31 protein-coding genes are annotated in these 26,099 nt (G+C 58.6%); 14 read left to right on the top strand and 17 right to left on the bottom strand.

From position 1 onward, the window contains the following. Positions 1-58: 58 nt before the first annotated feature. The 4 genes from MHM84_RS00460 to MHM84_RS00445 all read right to left on the bottom strand — a co-directional run bounded on the left by MHM84_RS00460 (position 59) and on the right by MHM84_RS00445 (position 1,432). Complete coding sequence (locus tag MHM84_RS00460; RefSeq protein WP_239261287.1) at positions 59-346, bottom strand: HigA family addiction module antitoxin; 288 nt, start codon at positions 344-346, stop codon at positions 59-61. 10 nt (positions 347-356) lie between these two features. Further along, entirely contained in the window at positions 357-416 is a 60-nt protein-coding gene (locus MHM84_RS00455; protein ID WP_239263760.1) for a hypothetical protein, read from the bottom strand. Positions 417-731: 315 nt separating this feature from the next. Beyond that, complete coding sequence (locus MHM84_RS00450; RefSeq protein WP_239261285.1) at positions 732-911, bottom strand: hypothetical protein; 180 nt, start codon at positions 909-911, stop codon at positions 732-734. A gap of 74 nt (positions 912-985) precedes the next feature. Next, positions 986-1,432 (bottom strand): MarR family transcriptional regulator, encoded by a 447-nt coding sequence (locus tag MHM84_RS00445; protein ID WP_239261282.1) that lies wholly within the window; start codon positions 1,430-1,432, stop codon positions 986-988. A 382-nt stretch (positions 1,433-1,814) separates the two neighbouring features. Between MHM84_RS00445 and MHM84_RS00440 the strand changes: the two genes are divergently transcribed. The 5 genes from MHM84_RS00440 (at position 1,815) to MHM84_RS00420 (ending at position 4,065) form a co-directional block, all read left to right on the top strand. Next, positions 1,815-1,976 (top strand): hypothetical protein, encoded by a 162-nt coding sequence (locus tag MHM84_RS00440; RefSeq protein ID WP_239261280.1) that lies wholly within the window; start codon positions 1,815-1,817, stop codon positions 1,974-1,976. Positions 1,977-2,012: 36 nt separating this feature from the next. Further along, positions 2,013-2,660, top strand: coding sequence for a DsbA family protein (locus MHM84_RS00435; RefSeq protein ID WP_239261278.1), 648 nt, complete (start codon positions 2,013-2,015; stop codon positions 2,658-2,660). Between the two features lie 57 nt (positions 2,661-2,717). Further along, positions 2,718-3,041: a multidrug efflux SMR transporter gene (locus tag MHM84_RS00430; RefSeq protein WP_239261276.1), complete on the top strand. Its 324-nt coding sequence runs from the start codon at positions 2,718-2,720 to the stop codon at positions 3,039-3,041. Positions 3,042-3,107: 66 nt separating this feature from the next. Further along, on the top strand, positions 3,108-3,500 hold the full coding sequence (locus MHM84_RS00425; protein WP_239261274.1) for a multidrug efflux SMR transporter: 393 nt from the start codon (positions 3,108-3,110) through the stop codon (positions 3,498-3,500). Positions 3,501-3,582: 82 nt separating this feature from the next. Further along, positions 3,583-4,065 carry a nucleoside deaminase gene (locus MHM84_RS00420; protein ID WP_239261272.1) on the top strand — a complete coding sequence of 161 codons (483 nt, stop codon included), beginning with the start codon at positions 3,583-3,585 and terminating at the stop codon, positions 4,063-4,065. Between the two features lie 619 nt (positions 4,066-4,684). Here MHM84_RS00420 and MHM84_RS00415 read toward each other — a convergent pair. From MHM84_RS00415 to MHM84_RS00395, 5 genes are all read right to left on the bottom strand, one after another. After that, entirely contained in the window at positions 4,685-4,981 is a 297-nt protein-coding gene (locus tag MHM84_RS00415) for a hypothetical protein (protein WP_239261270.1), read from the bottom strand. 94 nt (positions 4,982-5,075) lie between these two features. Continuing rightward, a complete protein-coding gene (locus tag MHM84_RS00410; protein ID WP_239261268.1) occupies positions 5,076-5,537 on the bottom strand; it encodes a GNAT family N-acetyltransferase in 462 nt (153 codons plus the stop codon). Positions 5,538-6,093: 556 nt separating this feature from the next. Beyond that, the gene (gene katG / locus MHM84_RS00405; RefSeq protein ID WP_239263758.1) at positions 6,094-8,292 is read right to left on the bottom strand and encodes a catalase/peroxidase HPI; all 2,199 of its coding nucleotides are present in this window, start codon (positions 8,290-8,292) and stop codon (positions 6,094-6,096) included. A gap of 289 nt (positions 8,293-8,581) precedes the next feature. Further along, positions 8,582-9,265, bottom strand: a complete 684-nt coding sequence (locus MHM84_RS00400; protein ID WP_239261266.1) for a DNA-3-methyladenine glycosylase I — start codon at positions 9,263-9,265, stop codon at positions 8,582-8,584. A gap of 35 nt (positions 9,266-9,300) precedes the next feature. Next, complete coding sequence (locus tag MHM84_RS00395; protein ID WP_239261264.1) at positions 9,301-9,957, bottom strand: TetR/AcrR family transcriptional regulator; 657 nt, start codon at positions 9,955-9,957, stop codon at positions 9,301-9,303. Positions 9,958-10,048: 91 nt separating this feature from the next. On the opposite strand from MHM84_RS00395, the gene fabF reads away from it, so the two are divergent. Further along, positions 10,049-11,314, top strand: a complete 1,266-nt coding sequence (fabF, locus tag MHM84_RS00390; protein WP_239261262.1) for a beta-ketoacyl-ACP synthase II — start codon at positions 10,049-10,051, stop codon at positions 11,312-11,314. A 125-nt stretch (positions 11,315-11,439) separates the two neighbouring features. On the opposite strand, the gene MHM84_RS00385 is transcribed toward fabF, so the two are convergent. Beyond that, positions 11,440-12,006, bottom strand: a complete 567-nt coding sequence (locus MHM84_RS00385) for a polymer-forming cytoskeletal protein (protein ID WP_239261260.1) — start codon at positions 12,004-12,006, stop codon at positions 11,440-11,442. Positions 12,007-12,178: 172 nt separating this feature from the next. On the opposite strand from MHM84_RS00385, the gene MHM84_RS00380 reads away from it, so the two are divergent. Beyond that, complete coding sequence (locus MHM84_RS00380) at positions 12,179-12,754, top strand: polymer-forming cytoskeletal protein (RefSeq protein ID WP_239261258.1); 576 nt, start codon at positions 12,179-12,181, stop codon at positions 12,752-12,754. A 71-nt stretch (positions 12,755-12,825) separates the two neighbouring features. Here MHM84_RS00380 and MHM84_RS00375 read toward each other — a convergent pair whose 3' ends face one another. Next, positions 12,826-13,968 carry an endonuclease/exonuclease/phosphatase family protein gene (locus tag MHM84_RS00375; protein WP_239261256.1) on the bottom strand — a complete coding sequence of 381 codons (1,143 nt, stop codon included), beginning with the start codon at positions 13,966-13,968 and terminating at the stop codon, positions 12,826-12,828. Positions 13,969-14,273: 305 nt separating this feature from the next. On the opposite strand from MHM84_RS00375, the gene MHM84_RS00370 reads away from it, so the two are divergent. After that, a complete protein-coding gene (locus MHM84_RS00370) occupies positions 14,274-14,525 on the top strand; it encodes a type II toxin-antitoxin system prevent-host-death family antitoxin (RefSeq protein ID WP_239261254.1) in 252 nt (83 codons plus the stop codon). Beyond that, on the top strand, positions 14,522-14,776 hold the full coding sequence (locus MHM84_RS00365; RefSeq protein ID WP_239261252.1) for a Txe/YoeB family addiction module toxin: 255 nt from the start codon (positions 14,522-14,524) through the stop codon (positions 14,774-14,776). The genes MHM84_RS00370 and MHM84_RS00365 overlap by 4 nt, the downstream gene beginning before the upstream one ends. A 26-nt stretch (positions 14,777-14,802) precedes the next feature. On the opposite strand, the gene MHM84_RS00360 is transcribed toward MHM84_RS00365, so the two are convergent. Then, entirely contained in the window at positions 14,803-15,414 is a 612-nt protein-coding gene (locus MHM84_RS00360; protein WP_239261249.1) for a class I SAM-dependent methyltransferase, read from the bottom strand. 155 nt (positions 15,415-15,569) lie between these two features. Between MHM84_RS00360 and MHM84_RS00355 the strand changes: the two genes are divergently transcribed. Next, positions 15,570-16,013: a CBS domain-containing protein gene (locus MHM84_RS00355; RefSeq protein WP_239261247.1), complete on the top strand. Its 444-nt coding sequence runs from the start codon at positions 15,570-15,572 to the stop codon at positions 16,011-16,013. A gap of 78 nt (positions 16,014-16,091) precedes the next feature. Here the strand turns inward: MHM84_RS00355 and MHM84_RS00350 are convergent, their stop codons facing one another. The 3 genes from MHM84_RS00350 to MHM84_RS00340 form a co-directional block, all read right to left on the bottom strand. Further along, a complete protein-coding gene (locus MHM84_RS00350) occupies positions 16,092-16,613 on the bottom strand; it encodes an N-acetyltransferase (protein WP_239261245.1) in 522 nt (173 codons plus the stop codon). A 172-nt stretch (positions 16,614-16,785) separates the two neighbouring features. Further along, entirely contained in the window at positions 16,786-18,987 is a 2,202-nt protein-coding gene (locus tag MHM84_RS00345; protein WP_239261243.1) for an OsmC domain/YcaO domain-containing protein, read from the bottom strand. Between the two features lie 144 nt (positions 18,988-19,131). Beyond that, positions 19,132-19,449: an antibiotic biosynthesis monooxygenase gene (locus tag MHM84_RS00340; RefSeq protein WP_239261241.1), complete on the bottom strand. Its 318-nt coding sequence runs from the start codon at positions 19,447-19,449 to the stop codon at positions 19,132-19,134. Between the two features lie 105 nt (positions 19,450-19,554). Here MHM84_RS00340 and MHM84_RS00335 point away from each other — a divergent pair, with 105 nt between their 5' ends. From MHM84_RS00335 to MHM84_RS00325, 3 genes are all read left to right on the top strand, one after another. Continuing rightward, positions 19,555-20,100: a thioredoxin family protein gene (locus tag MHM84_RS00335; protein WP_239261239.1), complete on the top strand. Its 546-nt coding sequence runs from the start codon at positions 19,555-19,557 to the stop codon at positions 20,098-20,100. 91 nt (positions 20,101-20,191) lie between these two features. Next, on the top strand, positions 20,192-21,097 hold the full coding sequence (locus tag MHM84_RS00330) for a cation diffusion facilitator family transporter (protein WP_239261237.1): 906 nt from the start codon (positions 20,192-20,194) through the stop codon (positions 21,095-21,097). 105 nt (positions 21,098-21,202) lie between these two features. Continuing rightward, entirely contained in the window at positions 21,203-22,507 is a 1,305-nt protein-coding gene (locus MHM84_RS00325) for a glycerophosphodiester phosphodiesterase family protein (RefSeq protein WP_239261235.1), read from the top strand. Positions 22,508-22,581: 74 nt separating this feature from the next. Here the strand turns inward: MHM84_RS00325 and MHM84_RS00320 are convergent, their stop codons facing one another. Next, positions 22,582-23,115, bottom strand: a complete 534-nt coding sequence (locus MHM84_RS00320; RefSeq protein WP_239261233.1) for a 2,4'-dihydroxyacetophenone dioxygenase family protein — start codon at positions 23,113-23,115, stop codon at positions 22,582-22,584. A gap of 137 nt (positions 23,116-23,252) precedes the next feature. Between MHM84_RS00320 and MHM84_RS00315 the strand changes: the two genes are divergently transcribed. Beyond that, on the top strand, positions 23,253-24,236 hold the full coding sequence (locus tag MHM84_RS00315) for a helix-turn-helix domain-containing protein (RefSeq protein WP_239261231.1): 984 nt from the start codon (positions 23,253-23,255) through the stop codon (positions 24,234-24,236). Here MHM84_RS00315 and MHM84_RS00310 read toward each other — a convergent pair whose 3' ends face one another. Continuing rightward, on the bottom strand, positions 24,237-26,051 hold the full coding sequence (locus MHM84_RS00310; protein ID WP_239261228.1) for a sensor domain-containing phosphodiesterase: 1,815 nt from the start codon (positions 26,049-26,051) through the stop codon (positions 24,237-24,239). Between the last annotated feature and the right edge of the window lie 48 nt (positions 26,052-26,099).

The raw sequence follows: 26,099 nt of genomic DNA, 5'->3' as shown, positions 1-26,099 counted from the left end.
GTGACCGAACCGCAGCGGAGGTTTTGGAATCCGGTGCATGCCCTGGTTATGTGCTGCTTCAGGCCGCAACAAGCCGCTTCACTTTGAGCTCTTTGCGATGTTGTTCGGCATGCCAGAGTTCATATTGGGACTGCTGATTCAGCCAGCTTTCTGCGGAGGTATCGAAAGCGATAGAGAGCCGGATTGCCATTTCTGGACTGATACCGGCCTTGCCATTCAACACGGCACTCAGCGTTTTGCGGCTAACACCCAGTGCCTCTGCCGCCGCCGTGACAGAGAGGCCAAGGAGCTCAAGACAAAGCTCTCGCAGTATTTCACCCGGGTGCGGAGGGTTGTGCATTAACATTGGCGGTACCTCAGTGATAATCCTCGTAGTTCACAATCTCGGCATCTCCGTCTTCAAACCAGAAGGTCACACTCCAGTTGCCACTTACTGTCACTGACCAGAATCGTCCCTAGTTTCGTAGACACCTCCAAGCCTTATACTGAAGGCATCAGGAGGTTCCATGAGCCCTCAACGATACGCTGAAGAATTCACCTTAGCCGTCCAAGTCAGCTTTGGGCATACCGTAACCAACCGTAACGTTGAGAACAACGCCAACATTAGCATTAGGCGGCACTAAGCGGCGGATCTTGATTGATATCTGCAAAATGAAAAACCCCGAAGGATGAATACAGTCTTCGGGGTTAGTTTCATACGAGGGGAGCTTCTCCCACTACGGGACTACCCCTCAGCGGTGCAGGTCGAAGCGGTCGTTCTCCATGACCTTGGCCCACCCTTTCACGAATCGATCTTTCATTCGCTCCTCGCCATCGTCGGGGTCGTACTCCTTGGCGATGGCGCGTTGCTGCGAGTTGAATTCATAGATGAGATCGGGTGGCGAAGCAGCAGCAATGTTCGGCGCCGACAACGATCCTTCTCGCAAAACATCGACTACTCGATTGTCGCATCGCTGCAACGTTTCGGACCGGTGGCATTCATCGTTTACATACTCGACTTTGAACGATTAGACCCAAGAACTTGCCGCAAACAACTAACTATCTCTGAGTTCTCTTGCTGCCTATATGCCTCGTCGAGTGCCGCATTCAGGAAGTTATCGTAATCTTTTCCGGCCTCGCTTTGTATCTGTCGTCCTCGCTTGGTAATCACGGTATAAACGCCACGTTTGTCGTTAGGACAAGCATCACGGATTGTATAACCATTGCGCTCCATGCGCTCCACAAGTCGTGTCACGGAACTCTGATTCAACCCGAGCTTATTGGCCAACTCTTGCATGCGTAGCTCGGAGTCGGTTGCTGTTGCAAGCAACTGCAATGCCCGATATTCAGTGAGACCCAAGCCATGCTCACGCTGCAGGTCTTTCGCAACTTGGCTCTCTACCGACTCGAAGACATTCCGAACCTGTTGCCACACTACTGATTGGGGGGTCATAGCTGTTCTCATCTAAGCAGTCGCAGTTATCGCTACCTATTAGCCTCGATACTTGTACATGCATACACTAGCCGATGTCTGACCTATGCGCCAGCCAAAGCCTCGGAACGTGTAGGAAATTTGCCACGTTGCGCGATGTTCACCTGATCTCCTCTCGAAGTCACCACTGCCCCTTTTATCACTAATCACCAATAAAAATTTTATATTTCATAGCATTAGGATAATCACCCTCGGTTACAGACAACCATTGCAAGCGAAATGACGCACAACATTCATTGTATTTGCATGTGCAAACATGTTGACACGCTAGCGCGCCCTGCTACCCTGTGAATGCTTGCACATGCAAGCATATGTTGAAGCATCCTCATGGGCGGAGCACATGATGAAGTTGCCCTTACGCGATGAACGTGACCAGTTGACCCTGCTCGACCGCAACGACTTCATCGCTAAAGTCCGTGGCGTGCGCCCCAACCTAGAGGACATCGAGCAGGCCTTGGCCAAGATGCCCATCGTCAAAAATGCCGTAATGATCACAATGGTTTAATATCAAATATTTGTATGTACAACCATAGGTGAATGTATGTCTAAACAAATCACTATCTATACCGACTACGTCTGCCCGTACTGCCTATTGGCAGAGCACATCATCGAAGAGGCGATTCAGGGGCAGGACGTCGAGATCAACTGGCGCCCCTACGAGCTGCGGCCCGAACCGGTACCGACCCTGCGCGTCGAGGATCCTTATTTGCCACAGATCTGGAAGCAATCGGTTTACCCGATGGCGGAGCGACTCGGCGTTCCGATCAAGCTGCCGGCCATTTCGCCCCAGCCACGCACCGACAAGGCCTTCGAAGTCTTCGCGATGGCAGATGAGCAAGGGCTGGGACATGCGTTTTCGATGCGCGCTTTGAAAGCCTTCTTCCAAGAGGAAAAGGATATCGGCAACCCCGAGATACTGGCCGATCTGGGGGCCGAGGTGGGCCTCGAGCGCGAGTCGGTACTGAGCGCACTGGCCAAGGGTACTTACCGTGAGCGTCACCGCGAGGCCCTGCGTCATGCCCGGGAGGATATGACCATCACGTCCGTACCCACCATTGTGGTGGGCAAGCAGGTGTTCCGTGGCGTGCCGTTACCTGGAGAGCTTCGCCGGGCACTGGAACAGGTCTCGATCGAGACGGGCCACGAGCAGCACCTGCCTGATACCTCGGTCGCAGGCAACGCACGCTAGGCCCACACCAACAGGGCCAAACACAACCAACGTTCCAACATTCTAGGAGTAAACATCATGATCAGCTGGCTATACCTCAGCGTCGCCGTCCTTTTTGAAATTGCCGTCGCCTTTTCAGCAGGAAATGCACAGGGGTTCACCCGACTCTGGTGGACGATTGCCACGCTTGTCAGCGGAGCCATTGCCACCTTCTTCCTCAGTCTCGCGCTTCTCGAGTTCGACGTCGGCGTGGGCTACTCCATTTGGACCTCCGTTGCCGGGGTCGGGATTGTCATCCTGGGTGCAGTGTTCTTCCAGGAGCGGCTCAACCTGAGAAAGCTCTCGGGCATCGCCATGGTCATTGGCGGTGTCATCGGGCTTCGGCTAAGCGGCGCGGCGTAAGACTAATCCAGCATTCAACGCAGTAGCGATACGTATGACATCCACACTAGACCAAAGGAAATCGACATGACTAATGCAACTACAAGCCAAACTAGCAACGGGCGTGCCTGGATCGCGCTATTGCTCGCCGGCGCCTTCGAGATCGTTTATGCCCTGAGTGTCGCTGGTAGTGAAGCCTTCACCGTTCTGAGCTGGTCGATCTCGGCCATCGTCTTCTTCTTGCTCACGCTATACGCGCTCAGTGTTGCCCTCAAGACGATCGATGTCGGGATTGGCTACGCCGTATGGGCGGGCATCGGCGCTGTAGGTTCAGCTGTTTTCGGTAGCGTGCTGTTCGAGCAATCCCTCACGTTGAGCCAGGCGTTCTGGCTGGCAATTATTATTGCGGGCGTCATCTGGCTGAAACTGGCCAGTAGCGAGAAGCTGCAAGCCGACGAATCGAGCCTTATAGCGCCCTAAAAGACACACAACCCTTCCGGAAGGACAAGCAACCGCAAGCTGCTTGTCCTTTCGTGGAGGATCCACTCAGTCGGAGATCTTGATGTCCACTAGCCCAACTGAACGCTTCTCGCAGCTCATGGAAAATCTTGTCGACTACTCCTGCGAGCATGTCCGCAATGGCGGCATCCCCTTCACTGCCTTTGTCGTCGATGCCACCGGAACGGTTCTGGGACGTGGCGTAAACCGCGTTCTGGAACATCACGACCCGACCGCCCACGCAGAGGTCGAGGCTATCAGAGACGCGTGTCGTAACGTCGGCGGCAGCCAATTGCGGGGGAAGACGCTCTTGGCTTCGGGCGAGCCCTGTGCCATGTGCTACCTAAACGCCCTCTTCGCAGGTATCGACGAGGTGATCTACGCGGTCGATCGGGACGGTGCCGCCGAAGCGGGCTTCGATTACCGAAGTTCGTACCAGATGCTGGCGCATTTCCCCGATCTTTGGCCAATGAAGGTGCACAAGCACGCCACCACCCAGGCACTCGAGCCGTTTAAACTTTGGAGAAGAAAAAGGATTTTCCTGTGAATGCCCCAATGACTCTCCGAAGCGTAAAGTGTCTCCTTCATCCAAGAGGGATAAAGTTCCTATGCGGTTCTCTCCGTACATAATGACTGACCAAGGCTTCTCGTTCCATCGTTGCCGATGAATAGAAAGCTGAAAGGCCTCATCCCATCCCCACCTCGCGGAAATGTGAGGGCCCATTGCATCTTTCTTCACCTGATAGGCAAAGTCGTATTCGTCGTTTAAGGCCGGTCTGAGGCGTAGATTCATACGTTTAACCTCTAGCGCCTTGGGTAAGCCGCCGGGACGGAGCCCAGCGTAGTACCGGTAGGCTTCATCCGCTGGTTAAGTTTTGTCTGCGGCTGCCACAAACAGATCATAATACTTCTCAGCCTCTTCCTCTGGTCCCAACGCAACATCTATAAGCATTTGGAGACTCTAGACTGGCCCGGGAATTACCTGATCCATATCTAAATCCTCTGGATAGGATTCCGGATCTATTGCCATTTCAACATGCTCGAACCACCACATTTCGATCTTTCGTAACAGAGCTACCATTTCGTCGAATGCTTCCGCAATGTTGAAATCTACGCCATTGGAAGCGAAAGAAAGCATCTCGTGTGTCAACGTGTTGCGACACTTTTTAATTGTGTTCAAACTTTCCCATGTCCTCAGCATTGATGGCGTCCATTCCCTGCAGCCACTTCAATGACGCGTAGAGGGGGCTTTTGTTCAGAGAAAGGACCTTTTCTTTGTATTCTGGGCTGACAAGCGGTCCATTCTGTTCAAACCCGTTCGTAAAGAAATCTTCGATCTTTTCAACAATGCTGCTCTTCAGCATTTCGAAAGCCATCGAGAATATTGACGCTGTGATGATGTTGGTTTTAAGGGTTTCTGGGTGAAGAGTCCGCTCCCAGGATGCTCGTATTTTTTCATCCATGACCGATCCCGATTTAAACTTATCGCCGAAGCTCAGTTGCCCCTATGGATCGAAGTAAAACAGCGGACAACCTCAGCGATCGGTTGGACACTCTTTAGTTCAACCAGAGCTTCATCCCTTCATGCGACGCGCTAAACCCGAGCTTTTCGTAAAAACGAATTGCGTCCGGCCTTTTTTTGTCGCTGGTTAATTGGACGATTAGGCAACCTTTTTCCTTGGCTCGTTGTATCGCCCATTCGAGAAGCTTGGCACCAACTCCCTCACCTCGCTTAGAAGACGCAACCCTAACGCCCTCGATCAACGCTCGCCAGCCTCCAATATAGGTCAGATAAGGTATGAACGTGATTTGGAGCATACCAAGTACCTGTCCATCCGATTCGCAAATGATGAGCTCGTTATTTGGGTCGTTTTGGATAGATTTAAATGCTGCAGCGTAGCCATAGTTCAACGGCGTTCCCGGTAGCTCACGAGATTGCCCAAGCTCATCATCAGCAAGCATTTCGACTAGAGCTGCAAGGTCATCTGATCGAGCTTCTCGGAACAGGTATTCCTTCATAGATACTTTACCTCGTGCTTTTTAGTCCCAACAGGTATTAGACTTCACGCTCGTTTATTCATTTGAAAGCGCATGTGCGTTCAAGAATATTATTTAGCGTACCATTTTCTGTCTAATGCACTGATTTAAAACCAACAACTATAATTCGGCATTTCATTCGTTTCCATGGAGTGCGCTATCCGGCCTGCATGGGAGCTTCCGAGACGCATGCATATAGAGCCTTTGCAGTGTGGAGCTGCATGTGCCGGAGACCACAAAATCAATCCGGTTAGAATTCAAGGGACGGGCACACTACCGCCCTACCCGTCAGAATGGATGATAATTAGCCATCCCTAGTGCGGCAGTCCCTGAGTACCCTGTTATTTCCTTAGCCGTCCAAGTCAGCTTTGGGCATACCGTAACCAACCGTAACGTTGAGAACAACGCCAACCAAAGCATTAGGCGGTACTAAGCCACGCCTCTTGATCTAGTTCTGCAACAAAAAAACCCCGAAGGCTGAATCAGCCTTCGGGGTTCATTCATCAGCGAGAGGCTTCTACTGCTACGGGCCTAATCCTCAGCGGTGCAGGTCGAAGCGGTCGTTCTCCATGACCTTGACCCAGCCCTTGACGAAGCGGTCGATCATTCGCTCTTCGCCACCATCGGCGGCGTACTCCTCCGCGATGGCGCGTAGCTGCGAGTTGGAGCCGTAGATAAGGTCGACGCGGGTGGCGGTCCACTTCTGCTCGCCCGTGGCCCGGTCCTTGCCGACGAAGCGTTCTTCGCTCTCATCGACCGGCTCCCAGACGGTGCCCATGTCGACGAGGTTGGCGAAGAAGTCGTTGGTCAGTTGCCCGGGCCGGTCGGTGAAGATGCCTTCATTGCTGTCGCCGACGTTGATGCCCATGGCGCGCATGCCGCCGAGCAGTGCGGCCATCTGCGGTACGCTGAGGTTGAGCATGAACGCCCGGTCGACCATCAGGTGTTCGGCGGGGATGGCGGTCACCTGGGGCTGCATGTAGTTGCGGAACGCATCGTGCCTCGGTTCCAGGTAGGCGTGCGTATCCACCTCGGTCATCTCCTGGGTGGCATCGGTGCGGCCCGGAGTGAATGGCACGGTGATGTCATGGCCGCCCGCCTTGGCGGCCGTCTCGACCCCGACGCTGCCAGCCAGCACGATCATGTCGGCCAGCGAGATGTTGATGCCGGAGTCACTGCGGATCTGCTCGAGCCGGTCGAGCACCTCGGGCACCCCGGAGCGCACGTTGACGTCCCAGCCGGCCTGCGGATCGAGACGGATGCGTGCCCCGTTGGCGCCGCCGCGGTGGTCGGTCTGGCGGTAGGTGCAGGCTGAGGCCCAGGCGGTGCCTACCAGTTGCTTGACGGTGAGGCCGGAGTCGGCGATCTGCTGCTTGAGCGTAGCGATCTGCGCCTCATCGACGAGCGGCCCTTCGTGCTTGGGTACCGGGTCCTGCCAGACGAGCACTTCGTCAGGCACCTGCGGGCCGAGGTAGCGGGCCTGCGGGCCCATGTCGCGATGCAGCAGCTTGTACCAGGCACGGGCGAACTCGTCGGCAAGTTTGTCCGGATTCTGGTGGAACTCCTTGCAGATCTCCAGATAGGCAGGGTCGGTGATCATCGCCATGTCGGCGGTGTTCATCACCGGCGGGTTCTTCTTGCCTGGGACGTGGGCGTCGGGCACCCAGTAGCCCTCCTTCACCTCGACCGGCTCCCACTGGTTGGCGCCAGCCGGCGACTTCTTGACCTCCCACTGATGGGCGAAGATGGTGTTGAGGTAGGAGTTGTCCCACTGGGTCGGGGTCGGCGTCCAGGCACCCTCAAGGCCCGAGGTCACCGTGTATTCGCCAAGGCCGGTCTCGTGCTTGTTGGCCCAGCCGATCCCCTGCTGGAAGATCTTCGCGCCTTCCGGTGCCTCGCCGACGGCATCCGCCGGGCCGTTGCCGTGCATCTTGCCGAAGGTGTGACCGCCAATGGTCAGGGCCGCCGTCTCGCGGTCGTTCATGCCCATGCGTGCGAAGGTTTCGCGCACGTCCTTAGCGGACTTCATCGCGTCAGGAATGCCATTGGGGCCCTCGGGGTTGACGTAGATCAGCCCCATCTGCACCGCAGCGAGCGGATTGTCCAGCAAGCGGTTGCCGTCCTCCCAGCTACCGGTGTAGCGCTCGTCCTTGGTGGCGAGCCATTCAGTCTCGGGACCCCAGTAGATGTCGTCCTCGGGTGCCCAGATATCGGCGCGGCCGAACCCGAAGCCGAAGGTGCGAAAGCCCATCGTCTCGAGGGCGCGGTTGCCGGCGAAGACCAGCAGGTCGGCCCAGGAGATCTTCTCGCCGTACTTCTTCTTGATCGGCCAGAGCAGTCGGCGCGCCTTGTCCAGGTTGCCGTTGTCGGGCCAGCTGTTGAGCGGTGCGAAGCGCTGCGCGCCGGTGCCGCCGCCGCCACGCCCGTCAATTGCTCGATAGGTCCCTGCTGCGTGCCATGACATGCGGATGAAGAACGGCCCGTAGTGGCCCCAGTCGGCGGGCCACCAGTCCTGCGAGTCGGTCATCAGTGCATCGACATCGGCGGTCAGTTCATCGACGTCGAGTCGCGAGAACGCCTCGCCATAGCGGAACTCGGGGCCGAACGGGCTCGCGTCGGGGTGCTTCTGATGCAGGATGTGAAGGGTAAGCTGGTCGGGCCACCAATGCTCGTTGCCCTGCAGGCGCGGCGTCGTGCGTGCAGCCCACTCCGGGCGCTTAGGCTTCTGGTCGGACATAGTAATTATTCTCCTCGACAGGATTGTGGCCCACAGGAAAATCCGACGATTCATATCGTCTTGGGGCTGCGGACTACCTTCAGGCCTATGCTGGAGGCTTTGAAATTCTTATAAGCCATCAAAATACAGTGAAGGATTCAGGAACACAGCCGTCAAGCAGAGAGAAGCTTTAGCCATGATAGGAAAAGCCTATAAGAGCAATCACTTAGGCTGCGAATGGCTCGAACGAAAAGGCCCTGATCTAGCCGATCGAGGCCTTCTCGAAGCCTTGGCAGTCGAACAGTCAGCCTTAGAATCTTGGATTGATACTCAACGACAGCATGGCCGATAACTGACACAACGGCCTTCCAGAACTCTGCTGCAACTCGTTGAAAGCGCCCTGCACGGCTTGCATATCGCGCTGACTGGTAGGGGGTTGGTCAACAACGCCTGCGGCTATCAGGCGTGCGACCACATCGCTGGTCAACAGGAACGTATCCTTTCCGACCAAGCGCAAAAATGCGGAAGCCGAGCGTCCGCCCAGGCGAGCGCCGCGTTTGGCCAGCAAACGCCATAAGCCGACGATGTCAGTGCTCGGCCAGTTGGCAATGAACTCGCCGAAACTGCTGCCCTGCTCCTGGCGAATATCCAGTATGAATTGGGCATTCTTGGGGATGGTCTGCAGTTTGGTGCGGTGGCGTATGATTCGATCGTTCTTCATATAGCCTTCGATTTGCTCTGGGCTGAGCAACACCATCGTCTCAGGAACAAAACCCCAGAACGCTTCTTCAAAGGCAGGCCACTTGGCATCGACCACCGAGTGTTGCATACCGGCCCGAAATACCCGCTGGCTCATGGCGGAAAGGTAACGGTCATCGCCCTTCTGCTTCAGCTCGTCGGCAGCAAGCGCTTTGGGCAGGAAAGCTTCCATGGCTTCGTCGGATTCAAAACGCCTGCGTGCGGTGTCGTAAAGCCAGCGGTAGTCGAGTGTCATGCTTGTCTCAATGGCGGTGATGGAATCAGTACCTTTTAAGCGCTCTCTGCTCCAGCGGCGCCCAGCATGCTTTCCAGCTCGCTTTCATTGACGCCGAGCATCCGCAGAATGTTGCGCTGAGCGGCGTTGAGGATGTGCTGTCGCTCCTGTTCGCCGGGCAGGCTCTTGGCGATGGCCACGGCGCCGACCAGCGAGGCAAGAATGACGCGGGACTTGTCGGCAATGACGTCGCGGTCGGGTTCGAAAGGCAGTTTCTTGAGGCGGCTCAGGGCGATGAGGCGGGTTTCGAGCATCTTCTTCATGCGCAGGTAGGAGGCTTCGAACAGCGTGCGGATCTCGGCGTTCTCGTTGCCGATCTCGTTGAACAGTACCGACTCCGGGCCCGGCTTGTGCTTGCGTTCCAACTCCTGGAGATTCCAGCAATTGGATACCAGTTCCGTCAGGTGCTTTACCGACAAGGGCCCCTTGACCAGCCTGGCCGCACGGCTGCTCTCCAGGGTTTCCTGTACCGAGGCGTGATAGAGCGCTTCCTTCGAGGCAAAGTGCGCGTAGAAGGCACCATGGGTCATCTTGGCCAGCTTCATGATCTGACCGATGGAGACTTTCTCGAAGCCTTTACGACTGAACAGCTCGATAGCGGACTTGAGAATGCGCTCCCGCGATTTGGCCTTGTGATGAGTCGAGTAGGGCATGGCGACTCTCATCTCCTGCGCTGAATATTACCTTGATCATATAAAGCCCGGTGCTAGCGTGGCACGATCCCAAGTCGTTCAGGAAACTACCATGCAATCACCGCTCGTCATCACCGGCATGGGCATGATCAGTCCCCTAGGTTGCGGCGTCAAGGCGGGCTGGGAGCGCCTTCTTGCCGGCCGCTCGGGCATTTCCCCGATCACTCGGTTCGATACCGGTGACCTGCCGATCAAGGTCGCGGGGTCGGTGCCCGATATCGCCGACGACCCCGAGGCCGGCCTCGACCCGGATCGTGTGCTCGATGCCAAGGAGCGGCGCAAGCTGGAGCTGTTCAGTCTCTACACCATGGCCGCCGCCGAAGAGGCGCTGGCCCAGGCCAACTGGTTCCCGACCAGCGATGCGGACCGCCTGGCCACCGCGACCATCGTTGGTTCCGGCATCGGCGGCTTCCCTACCATCACCCAGGCGCAGAACACCCTGTCGACACGCGGCTACCGCCGGCTCTCTCCGTTCACCGTACCGGCTTTCCTGGCCAACCTGGCGGCAGGCAATGTGTCGATTCGCCATGGCTTTCGTGGGCCGCTGGGCTGTCCGGTGACCGCCTGTGCCGCAGGCGTGCAGGCCATCGGCGACGGCATGCGTCTGATACGCAGCGGCGAGGCTGAGGTGGCCCTGGTGGGCGGCGCCGAGGCCTGTATCGACCCGCTGTCGCTGGCCGGCTTCCATGCCATGAAGGCACTCTCCACAGAGCAGGAAGAGCCCGCCAAGGCATCGCGGCCCTTCGATCAGGCTCGCAATGGCTTCGTCATGGGCGAAGGTGCGGGGCTGTTGGTGATCGAAACCCTGGCCCACGCCGAGGCACGCGGGGCAACGCCCCTGGCCGTGCTAAGTGGCTATGGCACCAGCGCCGATGCCTACCACATCACCGCCGGCCCGGAAGACGGCTCAGGAGCCGCGGCAGCCATCCGCGCAGCGCTGAAGATGGCGGGGCTTTCTCCCGAGGAGATTAGCCATATCAACGCCCATGCCACCTCGACGCCGGTCGGCGACCGGGCCGAGATCGCCGCCCTGCGCAATGCCTTTGGCGATGCCCTCGCCGGCATTCCGATTTCCGCGACCAAGTCGGCCACCGGCCATATGCTCGGTGCCGCCGGCGGCGTGGAGAGCATCTTCTCCGCTCTGGCGGCAATGCACGACCGGCTGCCCCCGACCCTGAATCTGGAAAACGTCGACGAGGATATTCAGGACCTGGACTTCGTCTCGGGCTCGGCGCGCGAGCATTCGACACAGCATGTGCTGTGTAACGGCTTTGGCTTTGGCGGGGTGAATGCGGCGCTGATCGTCAGCAAGGTGTAACGTCACACACTGACACTCACCGGATTATGAATGGCAAACCCCGAGTCAATACGTTGGCTCGGGGTTTACGAAGTATCATGTTCAGAGCCTGGCGGGTCGTTGGAGCCTCAGCGACTCCCTATGCATCAGGCCTTATCTTCGCGAGTCATGTCTGTCTCAGCCAACGTCTCTTCCTGATCAATGGGAGTTGACGCCTCGTCTTCACGCATCACAGTCTGGGCAGGCGCTGCGCTATCTACCTTATCGAACGCCGCGACCAATACTTCATTCTCGCTATTCATGTCGATGTCGCCACGAAACACAGCCCCATCCTCCAGCGCCAGGCAGGGAGTGATGATCGATCCCACGATATGCGCCGAGCGGTGCACGGTGACCTTCTTCGAGGCTATCAGACGCCCTTCCACCCTACCGGCAACATGCAGCGTCTGTGCATAGATATCGCCTTCTACGCGCCCGGTGCTGCCAATGCTGACGCCGTTGCGCTTGAACTCCACCGTGCCCGTTATCTGGCCATCGATGATCAGTTCTTCCTCCCCAATGACGCTACCTTCAACGCGGGTATTAGCCCCGATGATGGAGGGTCGCACGCCACTGCCGCGCAGCTCATCGGCACTCGAGGCACGCTGTGGCCGTGCGGGGGGCGTCGCCGCTTGATCGGCAGGGTCACTGGCGGGCTTGTGCTTGCTGAACATGAGGAAAGGCTCCGGGTCGCATGAAGGAATCGCACACTAGTGGATATTGCCTGGCCTGTATCGGATCAAAGCAGGAATTAGCCAGCGGAAAAGCCGGTTAGTCGTCAATTCTCAGCGTCTGGCAGCCCACTTATACTGGCAATGGGCATCCCACACCGATCAAGGGGCTATTATGGGGGGCAGGGACGTATTGTTCGTTCTGGGCGTCGTGGCGCTCATCATCCTTATACTCGACGGCAAGCGGCGCAGCAGAAAGCGTGCTGTGGCGTTCCGGCCGGCCGCCGTGGAAGCTGTCCAGGATCGAGTAGCCCTACTACCCCGCGAGTCCATCAAGCCGGCGACCCAAACGGCCAACCAGACGGATACTCCCTTGCCGGCTCTTCCCGCCGCAGCGCTCGCTCATGTGCTTCCGTCACATTCAGGCAGCCAGTTCGGCTCAACGTTGCTTATCCAAGGGAAAGTGGACTCAGGGGAATCGCTGGCCATCCACGGCACCATCGAGGGTAGCGTGACGGCCAGGGAGCATAGCGTGAATGTCGCCGCTTCGGGGCGCGTATGCCATTCCATCGAGGCACGCGTCATTAGCGTCGCGGGGCGCGTCACAGGGCGGCTAGTCGCCACGGATCAGGCGCTGTTGCTGTCCAGCGCGCGGGTCAATGGCAGCATCGATGCGAAACGTCTCAAGTGTGAAGCCGGTGCCTGGCTCAAGGTTGTCGGTAGCGTTAACGCGGAACGCAGCCACCTTTGAAAATTTATTGCCTTCTTGATCCGCTGGCTTCAATCGAAGATAAGGCCTTCCCCGCCTGATTCCTGACCCCTTCAATCCGACGGTGGCGAGCTAACCTCGTGCTCGGCAGCGTCTTCGAATCCTTCCTCGACCATTTCCCGAGCCCTCTCTGCTTCCTCAGCAGAGGCTCGCGGCTTTGCGTTGTCCTTATTCGCGACGGCCAGTGTCGCGGTAATGGCGAAGTGATCGGAGCCGAACACCCGTTGCCGGCCGAAGTCGGCCAGATGGAAGCCGTCGGAGACGAACAGATGGTCGATAGGATATCTCCATAGGGGGTGCTGTGCATGGTAGGTAGCCAGCAACCGCCGGCCACGGCGCGGATCCTTCAAGTCGGTCAGGTCAGCGAACAGTTGCGTCGTATCCGACCACGCCACGTCATTGAAGTCCCCGGTGACGATCCAGCGGTTGTCTGCGTCCTCCTCGACCTCGCGAGCGACTAGCATCAGCTCCGCGTCGCGGACTCGGCTGTCGCGACGCTCGGAGGTTTGGTCGTTACGGGCAATCCGGTCACGCAGCCCTGGCGGGACCGGATGGATACCGACATAACGGACCGGTCCGATTCCCGGTATATCCAGGGTCGTAAAGATCGAGGGACGGCGCTCGGAGACCAGATACTTGATCTCTTGTTCCAGTAGCGGGAACTTCGACCAGAGCACCATTCCCAGCCCCTCGCCACGGACCTCTCCAATCCGATGGGCATAGCGCTCATTCAGCGGCGCCAGACCCTCGTTCCACTCGCTGTCGATTTCGAGCGTTAGCAAAAGGTCTGGATCCTCATGCCGCACCAACTCCAAGACCTCGCTGTAGTGATCGTTGGTGTAGGTGACATTCGCGGTCATGACTTTGAATGTCACCCCGGCTTTGTTGGGGTGAGTCTCAGCGTCGGGGACTTCGGGCTGCCAGACCGGAGTGAACGGCAGGATATGTGACAGCTGCCATATCCCCGCCGCGAGGATTATTCCCAACCACGCTGCATGCTCTTTCCGCGGACGTTTCCACCAGGCGTGCACTGCAAGCAGCGCCAAGGGAAGGAGCAGCGCCCAAGCCAACTGAAGCCGTGGAAATTCCCACAGTCTGATCCACCACTGACCGCTGGGGACCTCTGGCAGCACACTCACCAGTGCCATGCAGAGCGCCAGCACCCGAATGGTCCACAGAAGGAACTTTGAAGCCATGACACCTCTTTTTCCGTGCGGCAGCGGTAATTTGGGACGCCCCGGTCGCATGGACGGCTTTGTCCAAGGCCGTGAAGCTCTTATTTGTCATTATCTCTTTCTTCAAGTCTGACGTAGATAATCTTTATCAAGTGGAGCAGGCTTCACCGATAACGTGACTAGGCACCAGCCGGCCCAGCCACGGCAAGACACGGCCCTCGGCTCCCATAGCAAAGCAGCGGAGAAGCGCCATTCTACAAGCGATTGCCTAGCCAGTACATGTACAGTATTCTGTACATAAATGACATCCCGCTCAGGAGCGCTTTATGGACGCCATCAGCTACACCGCAGCGCGAACTCATCTAGCCAAAACCATGGAGCAGGTCTGTGAAGACCATTCACCAGTCATCATTACCCGGAGCAAAGCGCAGTCCGTGGTGATGATCTCCCTGGAGGACTACGAAGCGCTGCAGGAAACCGCCTACCTGCTGCGTGCGCCGAAGAACACTCGCCGCTTATTGGAATCTGTCGCTGAACTGGAGCAAGGCCGTGGTCAGGAGAAGGAACTCCTTGAATGAAGCTGCTCTTCTCCGAAAACGCGTGGGAAGATTATCTGTACTGGCAAAAAACCGACAAAAAGACCCTTAACCGGATCAATAAGCTGATCAAGGAAACCAAGCGAGAGCCGTTCGAAGGTGTCGGTAAGCCTGAACCTCTCAAGCATAGCCTGGCCGGCTACTGGTCCCGGCGAATCAACGAAGAAGACCGCATGGTCTACAAGGTGACGGATGATGCGCTGCTTATTGCTCAACTTCGTTACCACTACTGAAGCTAAAGGCTGAGCCAGCGGAAGGCTTAGTGCACACCAACCAGCCCAGCCACGGCAAGGCATGACGCTCGACTGCCGTGATGCGCCAGGAAGATGAACTCCTCCAGTTCAAGACCGGCATCACGAAGCTGGGCTTTGAAATCGTCCTCATAGGTCACTTGGCCGAAATCGATACTCGTTACCCGTTTGAGTACGGGCTTTAGCGTCTCCATCCAGCGCGATGGCCGCGTCTGGATGGTTTGCGTGAAGAATATCCGTCCGCCCGGGCGCAACAGCTCGCAGCAGTGCCGTAGCGCCCGGTCAGGCTCGGGCAGGAGCATGAAGCTGGCCGAGAAATAGACGGCATCGTATGGCCCGCCCAGATGCTCGTAGACCGATTCGAGATGGATGTCGGTATGGTCAGCCAGTGGCGACTCCACCAACCTTTGCCGGGCACGTTGCATATAATCGGCATCGATATCGATGCCCGTCACATGCAGGCGCTTTCGCCTGACCAGTTCGGCATTGGCCAGCAATGCGCCCGCCGTGCCAATACCGACATCCAGCACGGCAGCGCCCTCGGGCACGCGCTGCAGCACCTCCGCATACCACCGGGAAGTGAGCCTGAGGATAAGCGTGTCGTAGATGAAACTGCGCATCGTGCCTCCTTGCACCTTGTCTGTCTTGATCCATGTCAAAGGAAAGCCAGCCAATGTCGGCTTGCTCGATAAATCCCGCCATCCGACTACTGTCTGGCCTATCCCTGCCGATAAAGCGCAGAGCCCCCTACTCGATTCGATGGAGAATTGTTCCGATGACCCAAGAGACTCCCACCGTAGTAGCCGACATCATGATCCGCGACATCGTCACACTACGTCTCGAGCAGACACTCAACGACGGTAACGAGACCATGCGGGAACACAAGATACGGCATCTGCCGGTGCTGGACGACCAGGGCCAACTGGCGGGATTGCTCAATCAGAAGGTCGTGCTGCGGGAAGCGTTGCGAATCACCGATACCTACGGCTCGAAGCGTTTGAGCCAGCATCTCGGGCGGATACCGCTTGCCGAGGTCATTTCCCGGGACGTGCTCACGCTGTCGGCCGACACGCCACTCGCCGACGCCGGGCGGCAACTGCTGGCACATCGCCAGGGCGCCATGCCGGTACTGGACGACGGAGGTCGTCTCGTCGGCATTCTTTCTTCCGTGGATTTCGTGCGTCTGGCCGTCGCGTTGCTCGAAACCGATCAGAAATAGCTCCGCTGCCCGTTTTCGATGCGCAGTCGCCCCGACGCAGCTTCCGGCCGAACTAACGACTGGCTCGGAGCTTGCGGCTTACCAAAGCTCGGGGCGCATGAGTGAGTCGGCACATATAAGTCGCCCCTGCAGCGATTCGAGCGAAATACCACGCAGTGAGCGAGCCATCCACGCTTCGGGATAGGGGAGCTCGTATGGTGGATGAACGTGGTGTTTCGAGAAGAAGCCATGGCGACCGTAATACTCGGGATCACCCAGCACGAACACCGCATCGCCATCTTGCTCACACAGGGCTTCGCAGCCACTTTCGATCAGTTTGCGGCCGATTCCCGAACGCTGAACGTCCTTGACGACCGCCAATGGGGCCAGGATATAACTGCAGATCTGCTCGGCGCCTTCAAGCGTTACCGCGCTGAAAATAACACTGCCGACAAGCCGGTCACCTTCTTCCGCCACGAGGGTTACCCGGGGCTGTGCGGATTTATCCTCTATCAGCGACAGGGCCAGATTCGATACAGCCTCACCCTCCTCCTCGAAGGCTTCGCGAAACAGTTGCCTGAGTGACTCAAGATCAGTCTCTTTTACCATTCTTATCTGCATGCGCCCTCCTGCTAGCCTGACGCCGCCCGTCCGGGGCGATGGCAAGTCAGTTCCACACCAGTACACAGTCCCGAATAGTGTGGAATATCTCACTGTAGGGCTATACGAGATTAACGAAAAGCCCCCGAGCCGGGAAACCGACGCGGGGGCTACGTTACCTATGAGGCAACGATCAGGCTGAGACTGCGGCTACTCCCGCTCTGGCAGCGCGCGCCGCGTGCAGCTTCCTGTAGCTCTCGATCAGGCGCTGATGGCGATCGATGCCTTCCAGCTTCATGCTGGTGGGCGTCAGGCCGTGGAAGCGCACCTCGCCGGTTACCGAGCCGACCACGGCGTTCATGGTCTCGTCGCCGAACATGCGCTTGAGGTTGGCGAAGTAATCGTCCAACGCCAGTTCGTCGTCCAGAGTGATTTCCAGCACTGCCTGCATCGCCTGGTAGAACAGCCCACGCGCCACGGTGTTGTCATTGAACTGCAGGAACATCGCGACGTGATCCAGCGCCTCTTCATGCTGCCCGAGCGCCAGGTGAATCAGCAGCTTCAACTCCTGAATGGTCAGCTCGGACCAGACGGTGTTGTCGTCGAACTCGATGCCGATGAGGGTGACGATCTTCATCTGCTCGTCGAGTTCGCTTTCCTCCAGGCGTTCGAGCAGATCTGCCAGTTGCCCGTCGTCCAGCGAATGCAGGTTGAGGATGTCCTCGCGGAAGGCCAGCGCCATGTTGGTGTTGTCCCAGACCAGGTCCTCGACCGGATAGACCTCGGAATAGCCGGGCACCAGGATGCGGCACACCGGCGCGCCAAGATCCTCGTGAACGGCCATGTAGGCTTCCAGGCCCATTTCCGAGAGAATCCCGAACAGGCGCTGCGCCTCTTCGTCGTTGGTACCCGAGAAATCCCACTCGCAGAACTCGACATCGGCATGCGAGCTGAAGAAGCACCAGGAAATCACCCCCGACGAGTCGATGAAGTGCTCGACGAAGTTGTTCGGCTCGGCCACCGCCTGGGAGTTGAAGGTGGGCGGCGGCAGGTCGTCCAGCCCTTCGAAGCTGCGTCCCTGCAATAGCTCGGTAAGGCTGCGCTCCAGCGCCACCTGCAGGCTGGGATGCGCACCGAAGGAGGCGAACACGCCGCCGGTACGCGGGTTCATCAGCGTGACGCAGGCCACCGGGAACTGGCCGCCGAGGGAGGCGTCCTTGACCAGCACCGGGAAGCCCTGGGCCTCCAGCGCCTCGATGCCTTCGCGAATGCCGGGATATTTCGCCAGCACCTCGTCGGGCACGTCGGGCAGCACGATCTCTTCCTCGATGATGTGCTTCTTCACCGCCCGCTCGAAGATCTCGGAGAGACACTGCACCTGCGCCTCGGCCACCGTGTTGCCGGCGCTCATGCCGTTGCTGAGGTAGAGGTTCTCGATCAGATTGGAGGGGAAGTAGACCGTCTCGCCGTCGGACTGGCGCACGAACGGCAACGAGACGATGCCGCGATCCGCCCGGCCGGAGTTGGTATCGATCAGGTGCGAACCGCGCAGCTCGCCGTCGGGGTCGTAGATCGCCCGGCAGTGATCGTCCAGGATGCCTTCCGGCAGTGCGTCGCTGGGCCCCGGCTGGAACCACTGCTCGTTCGGGTAGTGCACGAATGCGCTATCCGCGATCTCCGTGCCGAAGAACTGGTCATTATAGAAGAAGTTGCAGCTCAGGCGCTCGATGAACTCGCCCAACGCCGAGCATAGCGCGGCTTCCTTGGTGGCGCCCTTGCCGTTGGTGAAGCACATCGGCGAGGCGGCATCGCGAATGTGCAGCGACCATACGTGCGGCACGATGTTGCGCCACGAGGCGATCTCGATCTTCATGCCGAGCTTCTCGAGGATGCCGGTCATGTTGGCGATGGTCTGCTCCAGGGGCAGGTCCTTGCCTTCGATCCAGGTGTTCTCACCCTCGACGGTGCCTCCCATCAGCAGCGCCTGGGCATCCTCGTCGATGTTGTCGACCACCTCGATCTGGAACTCGGGGTTATTCTGGATCACCCGCTTGACCGAGCAGCGCTCGATGGAACGCAGGATGCCCTGGCGATCCTTGTCGGACAGGTCGTTCGGCAACTCGATCTGGATGCGAAAGATCTGGTTGTAGCGGTTTTCCGGATCGACGATGTTGTTCTGCGACAGCCGGATGTTCTCGGTGGGGATGTCCCGCGCGTTGCAGTACACCCGCACGAAGTAGGCCGCACACAGCGCCGACGAGGCCAGGAAGTAATCGAACGGGCCCGGGGCGGAGCCATCGCCCTTGTAGCGGATCGGCTGATCGGTGATGACGGTAAAGTCGTCGAACCTGGCTTCCTGACGCAGGTTCTCGAGATAGTTGACCTTGATTTCCATAAGCGGGAGCCGGGTTGATGGCTTTCGGGGAGTCTTGAGATATGGCCCGCCATTATCCCGATTTTGCCACCCGGCGTCTTGGGCAGCCGTCAAAAATTCCCTCCGGCCGCCCTACCCCATGCCGGCGAGAACCAACGTCAAGGCCTACATGCCGTATTCGCGCTCGACCCTGGCGATGCGCACCCGAAAGTCGCTATACCATTGCCCGCGGCCCAGTCGCTGTGCCTCCAGGTGTTCGGCGTGCCGCTTCCAGCTCCGGATGGCTTCCAGGCTTTCCCAGTACGATACGGTGATGCCCAGTTCCTCCCGGGCGGACTCGATGCCGAGAAAACCCGGCTGCGTGGCGGCCAGCGCCACCATGCGTTCGGCCATGGCGGCATAGCCATGATCGCCCTCGGTTCGATGGCTGCTGAAGATGACGGCGTAGTATGGCGGTTCAGGCGTGTTGGCTGTTGTCGACATGGGTTCTATAAGTGTAGGACCTGGAATCAATACAGAGCCTTGGTAATGATAGCTCTGCCCGTGCAACTAAAGCGTAATTTCGACACTCGAGGAAAGGAGATCGTCATGGCACTGACACCTTCCAACATGACCGAGCTGGGCTCGCCGATGCCGGAGTTTCGGCTGCCCGATCCCGAAGGAAACGAGATTTCCAGCGAGCAGTACGGCGGCCATCCACTGCTCGTCGCGTTCATCTGCAACCATTGTCCGTTCGTGCAGCATATCGCCGATAGCTTTGCGGCCTTCGCCAGTGAGTACATCGAAAAGGGCCTGATGGTCATCGCCATCAACAGCAACGACTTCCACGCCCACCCGGACGATAGTCCCGAGCGCATGCGCAAGGAAGCGATAGCTCGCGGCTATACCTTCCCTTACCTGGTGGACGAGAGTCAGGAAGTGGCGCGTGCCTTCGGGGCGGCATGTACACCGGATTTCTTCCTATTCGATAGCGAACACAAGCTGGCCTACCACGGACAGTTCGATGATAGCCGGCCCGGCAAGGGCACGCCGAATGGCAAGGACCTGCGAGCCGCTGCCGATGCCTTGCTGAAGGGCAAACAGCCGAATGCCAACCAGACGCCCTCGATGGGCTGCAGCATCAAGTGGAAGTGAGGCGTCAGCCAGAGCTGCGACACCGAGGATTACTGGCTACCTGCGCTAGCCAGGGCGTATATTAGCGGTTTGGCCAAGCGGCGGCTCGCTCATGCAATCCCACCTCGAACAGCGCGCATTGAAAATCTCCATTGGCATGACGCTGTTCGTCGCCGGGCTGGGTGTCGCCTTGGGCCTGCTGGCCGGCTCGCAATCCATCCTCTTCGATGGGATGTTCTCTACCATCGATGCGGCCATGTCGGGACTCGCCCTGCTGGTGTCGCGACTGGCCGTGCGTGAGGCCAGCGAGCGCTTTCAGCACGGCTATTGGCACTTCGAGCCGATGGTGGCCGCCTTCAACGGCGCCGTGCTGACACTACTCTGCTGCTATGCCTTTCTGAATGCCGTCCAGGGGCTACTCGAAGGCGGGCGCGACCTCGCCTTCGGCGCGGCCATCGCCTATGCAGTCGTGGTCGCCTGCGTCTGCTTCGGCATGTACGTCTTCGAGAAAGGGGTCAATCGACAAGCGGATTCCGAATTCCTGCGCATCGATACGCAAAGTTGGCTGATGGCGGCCCTGATCACCTCCGCGCTGCTGGTCGCCTTTGTCATTGCGGCGCTGCTCGAAGGCACTCCCCTGGACCACTGGACGCCTTATGTGGATTCACTGCTGCTGGCGGTGTTGACGGTTTGCTTCCTGCCGGTCCCACTGGGCATCGTTCGCCGCGCCATGAAAGAAGTGTTCCTCATCGCGCCGAGCCACATCGACCAGGAGGTTCACGATGCCATGCAACGGATCATGCAGCGCGACGGCCTGCTCGGCTATCACAGCCACGTCGCCAAGACCGGGCGCGGCCACTTCATCGAAATCCATATCATCACCCGCAAGGACTTCGCCTCGCAGCGCGGCATGACCGAACTCGACGAGATTCGCGAGGAGATCGCCGCGAACCTGAGCATCCCGCCGCAGAACCGCTGGTTCACGGTGGCCTTCACCGCCGATCCCCGCTGGGCCTGATACTGCGTTAGCCCCACCTTCACCCCCTTGTCGCCGCCCCGTAACACAACGTGGTCCATACTCAGCCGTGCCCCCGTTTTCAGGAAGAAGACAGCGAGTCGAACCATGCAAAAGAAGAATGCCCTATCTGTTGCCCTGAGCTTGGTTGCCTTGCCCACCATGGCCTCCCCGACTTGGGCGGACGACGCTGAGCAGGCGGTCATTGCCGCCACCGACCACATCACTTTGGGGCCACGCCCACTGTTTCTCGTTCAGGACATGGACGAAGACACCCAGCGCTCGCGCGACCTCAAGACCAGGCTGCTGAACTGTGCGGCCCAACGCGGCGACTGGCAGCGCACGGAATTTTCCATCGCCCACCGGGGGGCGCCGCTGCAGTTTCCCGAACACACGCGGGAGGCCTACATTGCCGGCGCGCAGATGGGCGCGGGCATTCTCGAGTGCGACGTGACCTTTACCGCCGACAAGGAACTCGTCTGCCGCCATTCCCAGTGCGACCTGCACACCACCACGAGCATTCTGGCAACGGACCTGGCGCAGAAGTGCAACGTGCCGCCCAAGTTCGACCGGAGCGGTGAGCTGACCAATGCGCCGGCAGTGCAGTGCTGCACCAGCGATATCACCCTGGCCGAGTTCAAGACGCTCAAGGGCAAGATGGAAGGCGCCGATACCGAGGCGCGCAGCATCGCAGCCTACATGGACGGGACACCCAACTGGCGAACCGACCTGTATGCTCAGCGCGGCACGCTGATGACTCATGCCGAGAGTATCGAGCTGTTCAAGGCCATGGGCGTAAAGATGACGCCGGAGCTCAAGGCCCCGAGCGTGGCCATGCCCTTCGACGACATGTCGCAGGCCGACTACGCGCAGAAGCTCATCGACGAGTATCGAGCTGCCAACGTTGCGCCCAGCGACGTCTATCCGCAATCGTTCGAGCTGGAAGACGTGCGTTACTGGATCGAGCATACGCCCGAGTTCGGCAAGCAGGCCGTCTATCTCGACGACCGCTATGACGAGGAAGGCTTCGATCACGCCAAACCCGATACCTGGGAGCCCAGCATGCAGGCGCTGGCCGACGAGGGCGTGAACATCATCGCCCCACCGCTGTGGATGCTGCTGGCCTCCAATCCCGAGGCTGGCGAATCCGGTAGCCGCATCGTGCCGTCGGTCTACGCCGAACGCGCCAGACAGGCGGGGCTCGACGTCATCGCCTGGAGTTTCGAGCGTTCTGGCCCGCTGAGCGAGGACGGCCAGTGGTACCACCGCACCACGGACGAGGTGATCGACAGCGACGGGGACAAGCTGTTGACGTTGGACGTGCTGGCCCGCGACGTGGGGGTGAAGGGCCTGTTCTCGGACTGGCCGGCGACCGTGACGTTCTACGATAACTGCATGAACGTCGGCACCTGACCCCTACTTCCCGGTCGGAGAACGCCTCATCCGCCTTGGATGAGGCGCCGTCATTACCTGATCGCTTGTCCAGATCAGCGGAACAGGGTATCGACGTGTGCCGCGCCAATACCCACTTTTTCATAATGCTCACGGCATAACGCTATATAGTCGTGAACGTCGAAATAACCATTCGCCTCTCCCTTTTCGTCCAGCCAGATCAGCGGCCCCTTGACGATAAAGAATACGCGCATGGGATCCGGATGGTCATAAGCCACCAAGGTGTGCCCTTCGCCTGGCGTTTCATAGACGAAATCACCCGCCGTGGCGATCCAGTCATGTTCCAGATAGCCCCACTTGCCCGAAATGGTATAGGCGAAGACCTCATTGGGATGATAGTGGCGGTTGACCAGCCCTGCTCCCTTGGCCATCAGTACGTCGCACCAGCGGTTCTGTGATGGCGAGATCCATAGTGGCCGCGAAGATACCGTTTCACTGAACGGTACGTAGTAACGCTCGTCGTCGGTAGGCGCATTGGCAATGTGTACTTCTGGCAAGGTATCCGGCTTGAAGCTGTTGGCAATGGGCGGCAGGTCTTTCCAGAATTCGTTCGTCGCCTGGTTGGGCATGGATGTTCTCCTCGGTGTTGTCGTTGTCAATCGGCTACTGCCGTGGCTAGACCTTAGCAACTCAGCCAAAGGCCGCATTGACCCAAGCGGACCGAACATTTGACTCTACGGGACATGCCATCACTGGGGAAAGACGCATGGCCCTGCCAGCATTGCGCCGCATATCGACGCGAGACGTGCCTCGAGAGCAGCGCCTCGCCTATTGGGAAAGCTCGGCGTGCGAGACCATCGTCGGACTGCGTTGTTCCTCGTTTGCCGAGGCAGGCCTCGATGCAGAACAGCTCAACCTGAAGACACCCGGCTTGGGACTAAGCGACATCCGAGGCAATGAGCATGTTATCGAGCGAACACCGGAACTCGTCAGAAGGAATGCCAAGGATTCCGTCTTTGCCTGTTTGTTGCTGGAAAGCGAGGCGTTCTTCTACCAAGGGAACCGTTGCGTCAATGTCAGCCCCGGTGAGCTGATCGTCTACGATACGGACATCCCCTACCTGTACGGCTTCGTCCATCCGATGCGTCAGCTGCTCGTCGATCTGCCCAAGGCCTGCTTGCAGGGCTTACCGGAGACAGCATTGGCGTCGCCTATCAAGATCGCTCCCGTCTCAGGCAGCGAACGCCTCTTGCTGCGTACCTTTCGGCAACGCCTGCTTGAAGCCCTGACCCGCCCTGCAGCGGACAATGGCAATGCATTGCATGGAGACATGCGTGAACTGCTGCAGTTGATGCTAATGAACGAGCGACGACCGGCGAGCTCCCTGGACACGGCCTATTTGCTTCTCGCTGGGCAATACATCGAAGACCATCTGCACGAGCCCGAACTCGATGGTGCCCGCATCGCCGCCGCTGCGGGCATTTCGCTGCGCCACCTCAATCGGTTGTTTGCCCGGCGGGAACAAAGCGTTGCCAGGCTCATCATGACGAAACGTCTCGACAGGGTGCACAGGATGCTGGGCGACGAGAAATGCCGGCACATGAGCATTGCCGAGATCGCTTACTCGTGGGGTTTTCTGAGTCAGGCACATTTCTCGCGTGCCTACAGAGCGCGCTTCGGCATGACAGCCAGGGAAACGCGACAGATGAGGCTCGATAACGCTTGCCACCCAGGCCCCGCCACAGCGTAATCATCCAAGAACATCACGGCGCCCGAGGCTCGATTCGCCCTCATGCCGTGCGCTCAACCAACTTTCGAACTCCTGGGCAGGCAGGGGTTTGGCCAACAGGTAGCCCTGCGCCTCGTCACATCCCAATGCTTGTAGCAGCCGATAGGCTTCATGCGTCTCTATGCCTTCGGCAACGACATGGTATCCAAGCTCGTGAGCCATTGAGATCATGGATTTCACCAGCGTCCAGCTGCGCGCCTCGTTCTCGATTTGCGCGACGAAAGAGCGGTCGACCTTAACGACTTGTGCCGGAACATGCTGCAAATACGACAGGCCGCTGTAACCCGTGCCGAAATCGTCGATGGCTATGCGCACGCCCGCCTTGGCAAGAGCATCGAGCTCGTCACGCGCCGCGCGCCCCTTGCCGACCAATGCACTTTCGGTCAACTCCAGTTCGATGGCGGATAACGGCACGTTCTGCGCTGCCAATGTCGCCAGCAAACGTGCCGTGAAATCCTTTTCTTCAAGATTGGTGGCGGAAATATTGATAGAAACGCGGATTCCCAGGTTTTGTCGGTGCCACTGGGCCGCTTGGGCAACGGCATGGCGAATGACCCAATCGGTCAATGCCCGTGCCAGCGGCGTTTTTTCAACCAAAGGGATGAATTCAGCCGGAGAGATCGTTCCGAGTCGAGGGTGGTTCCAACGGATGAGCGCCTCGGCGCCTACACAACCGCCTGTGCTCATCGACACCCGCGGCTGGTACGCCAGCCCGAGTTGTTGCGGTTGCTCCAGGGCCTGACGAAACCCGGCAATCAGGGAAAAACGGCGCTGATGAATGGCATCCAGCGCGAGAGAATAGAAGCCGACGCCGGTTTCTGCATGTCGCGCGTCCTGACAGGCACTATGTGCCGTACGCAGGATCGTGGCGGGGTCTTCCTTGCCCAGATGGAAGGGAGTCACGCCGACGGCGGGACTCAACATGAAAGGCAGCTTATCGGCATTCTCCATGGCTGCCAGCGTCTGCTGAAGCCAAGCCGCCCTGCTCACTACCTGCTCATGTTCCGCGTCCTCCAATACCAGCGCATATTGGCAGGGACCCATATGGTATAAAGTGACCTCGAGACCCAGCAGCTCCTGAAGAAAGCGGGCGGAATCGCGGGACAGGTCATCCAGATAAGCGGGCCCCATGACCCGTTGCAGGGTACTCGCCCCGGCGGTATCGACCAGATCGATAAACAGCGCGAAGCATATCGACCCGGTATTGTCCCGTGCGCGATCCTGAAGGTCTTCCACGAACTTGCTTCGATTGGGTAGGCCGGTTAGCGGATCGAGACGACCGAAGGCATGCTGCAACTCTATCTGCGCCATGACCATGGCTGCCAGATCCTGCAGTATCGCCACCTCGTGCTCGGTGATCTCGCGTGGTTGCTTGCCCAGCACGCACATGGCTCCCAGCGTATAACCATCGTTGGTCACCAATGGCGCCCCGGCATAAAAGCGAATGCCGGACTGGGCCAACGGACTGTCTCGATAGTGGTTCGACGCCAGCAGATCGTTGATCACCAGGGTATCGGCGCTATCGGCCACCTCGCCACAGCAGGCCTTGAAACGTGGAATCTCCCAATGCTCCACCCCGACCCGGGACTTGAACCACTGACGGTCCGCATCGGTCAGCGAAACCGCGGCAATGGGTAGGTCGAAAAGCTGGCTGGCAATGCGAGTGATACGGTCGAAACTTTCGCTGGGCGACGTGTCGAGCAGATTGAGTTGTCGCAAGGCAAACAACCGCTTGCGTTCATACTCTTCCGCTTCGTTATGCAAGGTATTAGTCATGGCGGCTCGTCTACGGCAAGACGTCTACCACATTGGCTAATTTCCCTT

The sequence above is a fragment of the Halomonas sp. McH1-25 genome (assembly GCF_022348165.1).
Classification (GTDB): domain Bacteria; phylum Pseudomonadota; class Gammaproteobacteria; order Pseudomonadales; family Halomonadaceae; genus Modicisalibacter.
Note: the sequence above shows the minus strand (reverse complement) of the source record. Positions and strands in the feature narration are given on the sequence as shown.

Excerpts from the sequence above, each read along its gene's own strand:
- MHM84_RS00460 (WP_239261287.1), bottom strand. The coding sequence starts at position 346 with ATGTTAATGCACAACCCTCCGCACCCGGGTGAAATACTGCGAGAGCTT.
- MHM84_RS00445 (WP_239261282.1), bottom strand. The coding sequence starts at position 1,432 with ATGACCCCCCAATCAGTAGTGTGGCAACAGGTTCGGAATGTCTTCGAG.
- MHM84_RS00440 (WP_239261280.1), top strand. The coding sequence starts at position 1,815 with ATGAAGTTGCCCTTACGCGATGAACGTGACCAGTTGACCCTGCTCGAC.
- MHM84_RS00435 (WP_239261278.1), top strand. The coding sequence starts at position 2,013 with ATGTCTAAACAAATCACTATCTATACCGACTACGTCTGCCCGTACTGC.
- MHM84_RS00430 (WP_239261276.1), top strand. The coding sequence starts at position 2,718 with ATGATCAGCTGGCTATACCTCAGCGTCGCCGTCCTTTTTGAAATTGCC.
- MHM84_RS00425 (WP_239261274.1), top strand. The coding sequence starts at position 3,108 with ATGACTAATGCAACTACAAGCCAAACTAGCAACGGGCGTGCCTGGATC.
- MHM84_RS00420 (WP_239261272.1), top strand. The coding sequence starts at position 3,583 with ATGTCCACTAGCCCAACTGAACGCTTCTCGCAGCTCATGGAAAATCTT.
- MHM84_RS00415 (WP_239261270.1), bottom strand. The coding sequence starts at position 4,981 with ATGGATGAAAAAATACGAGCATCCTGGGAGCGGACTCTTCACCCAGAA.
- MHM84_RS00410 (WP_239261268.1), bottom strand. The coding sequence starts at position 5,537 with ATGAAGGAATACCTGTTCCGAGAAGCTCGATCAGATGACCTTGCAGCT.
- katG (WP_239263758.1), bottom strand. The coding sequence starts at position 8,292 with ATGTCCGACCAGAAGCCTAAGCGCCCGGAGTGGGCTGCACGCACGACG.
- MHM84_RS00400 (WP_239261266.1), bottom strand. The coding sequence starts at position 9,265 with ATGACACTCGACTACCGCTGGCTTTACGACACCGCACGCAGGCGTTTT.
- MHM84_RS00395 (WP_239261264.1), bottom strand. The coding sequence starts at position 9,957 with ATGCCCTACTCGACTCATCACAAGGCCAAATCGCGGGAGCGCATTCTC.
- fabF (WP_239261262.1), top strand. The coding sequence starts at position 10,049 with ATGCAATCACCGCTCGTCATCACCGGCATGGGCATGATCAGTCCCCTA.
- MHM84_RS00385 (WP_239261260.1), bottom strand. The coding sequence starts at position 12,006 with ATGTTCAGCAAGCACAAGCCCGCCAGTGACCCTGCCGATCAAGCGGCG.
- MHM84_RS00380 (WP_239261258.1), top strand. The coding sequence starts at position 12,179 with ATGGGGGGCAGGGACGTATTGTTCGTTCTGGGCGTCGTGGCGCTCATC.
- MHM84_RS00375 (WP_239261256.1), bottom strand. The coding sequence starts at position 13,968 with ATGGCTTCAAAGTTCCTTCTGTGGACCATTCGGGTGCTGGCGCTCTGC.
- MHM84_RS00370 (WP_239261254.1), top strand. The coding sequence starts at position 14,274 with ATGGACGCCATCAGCTACACCGCAGCGCGAACTCATCTAGCCAAAACC.
- MHM84_RS00365 (WP_239261252.1), top strand. The coding sequence starts at position 14,522 with ATGAAGCTGCTCTTCTCCGAAAACGCGTGGGAAGATTATCTGTACTGG.
- MHM84_RS00360 (WP_239261249.1), bottom strand. The coding sequence starts at position 15,414 with ATGCGCAGTTTCATCTACGACACGCTTATCCTCAGGCTCACTTCCCGG.
- MHM84_RS00355 (WP_239261247.1), top strand. The coding sequence starts at position 15,570 with ATGACCCAAGAGACTCCCACCGTAGTAGCCGACATCATGATCCGCGAC.
- MHM84_RS00350 (WP_239261245.1), bottom strand. The coding sequence starts at position 16,613 with ATGCAGATAAGAATGGTAAAAGAGACTGATCTTGAGTCACTCAGGCAA.
- MHM84_RS00345 (WP_239261243.1), bottom strand. The coding sequence starts at position 18,987 with ATGGAAATCAAGGTCAACTATCTCGAGAACCTGCGTCAGGAAGCCAGG.
- MHM84_RS00340 (WP_239261241.1), bottom strand. The coding sequence starts at position 19,449 with ATGTCGACAACAGCCAACACGCCTGAACCGCCATACTACGCCGTCATC.
- MHM84_RS00335 (WP_239261239.1), top strand. The coding sequence starts at position 19,555 with ATGGCACTGACACCTTCCAACATGACCGAGCTGGGCTCGCCGATGCCG.
- MHM84_RS00330 (WP_239261237.1), top strand. The coding sequence starts at position 20,192 with ATGCAATCCCACCTCGAACAGCGCGCATTGAAAATCTCCATTGGCATG.
- MHM84_RS00325 (WP_239261235.1), top strand. The coding sequence starts at position 21,203 with ATGCAAAAGAAGAATGCCCTATCTGTTGCCCTGAGCTTGGTTGCCTTG.
- MHM84_RS00320 (WP_239261233.1), bottom strand. The coding sequence starts at position 23,115 with ATGCCCAACCAGGCGACGAACGAATTCTGGAAAGACCTGCCGCCCATT.
- MHM84_RS00315 (WP_239261231.1), top strand. The coding sequence starts at position 23,253 with ATGGCCCTGCCAGCATTGCGCCGCATATCGACGCGAGACGTGCCTCGA.
- MHM84_RS00310 (WP_239261228.1), bottom strand. The coding sequence starts at position 26,051 with ATGACTAATACCTTGCATAACGAAGCGGAAGAGTATGAACGCAAGCGG.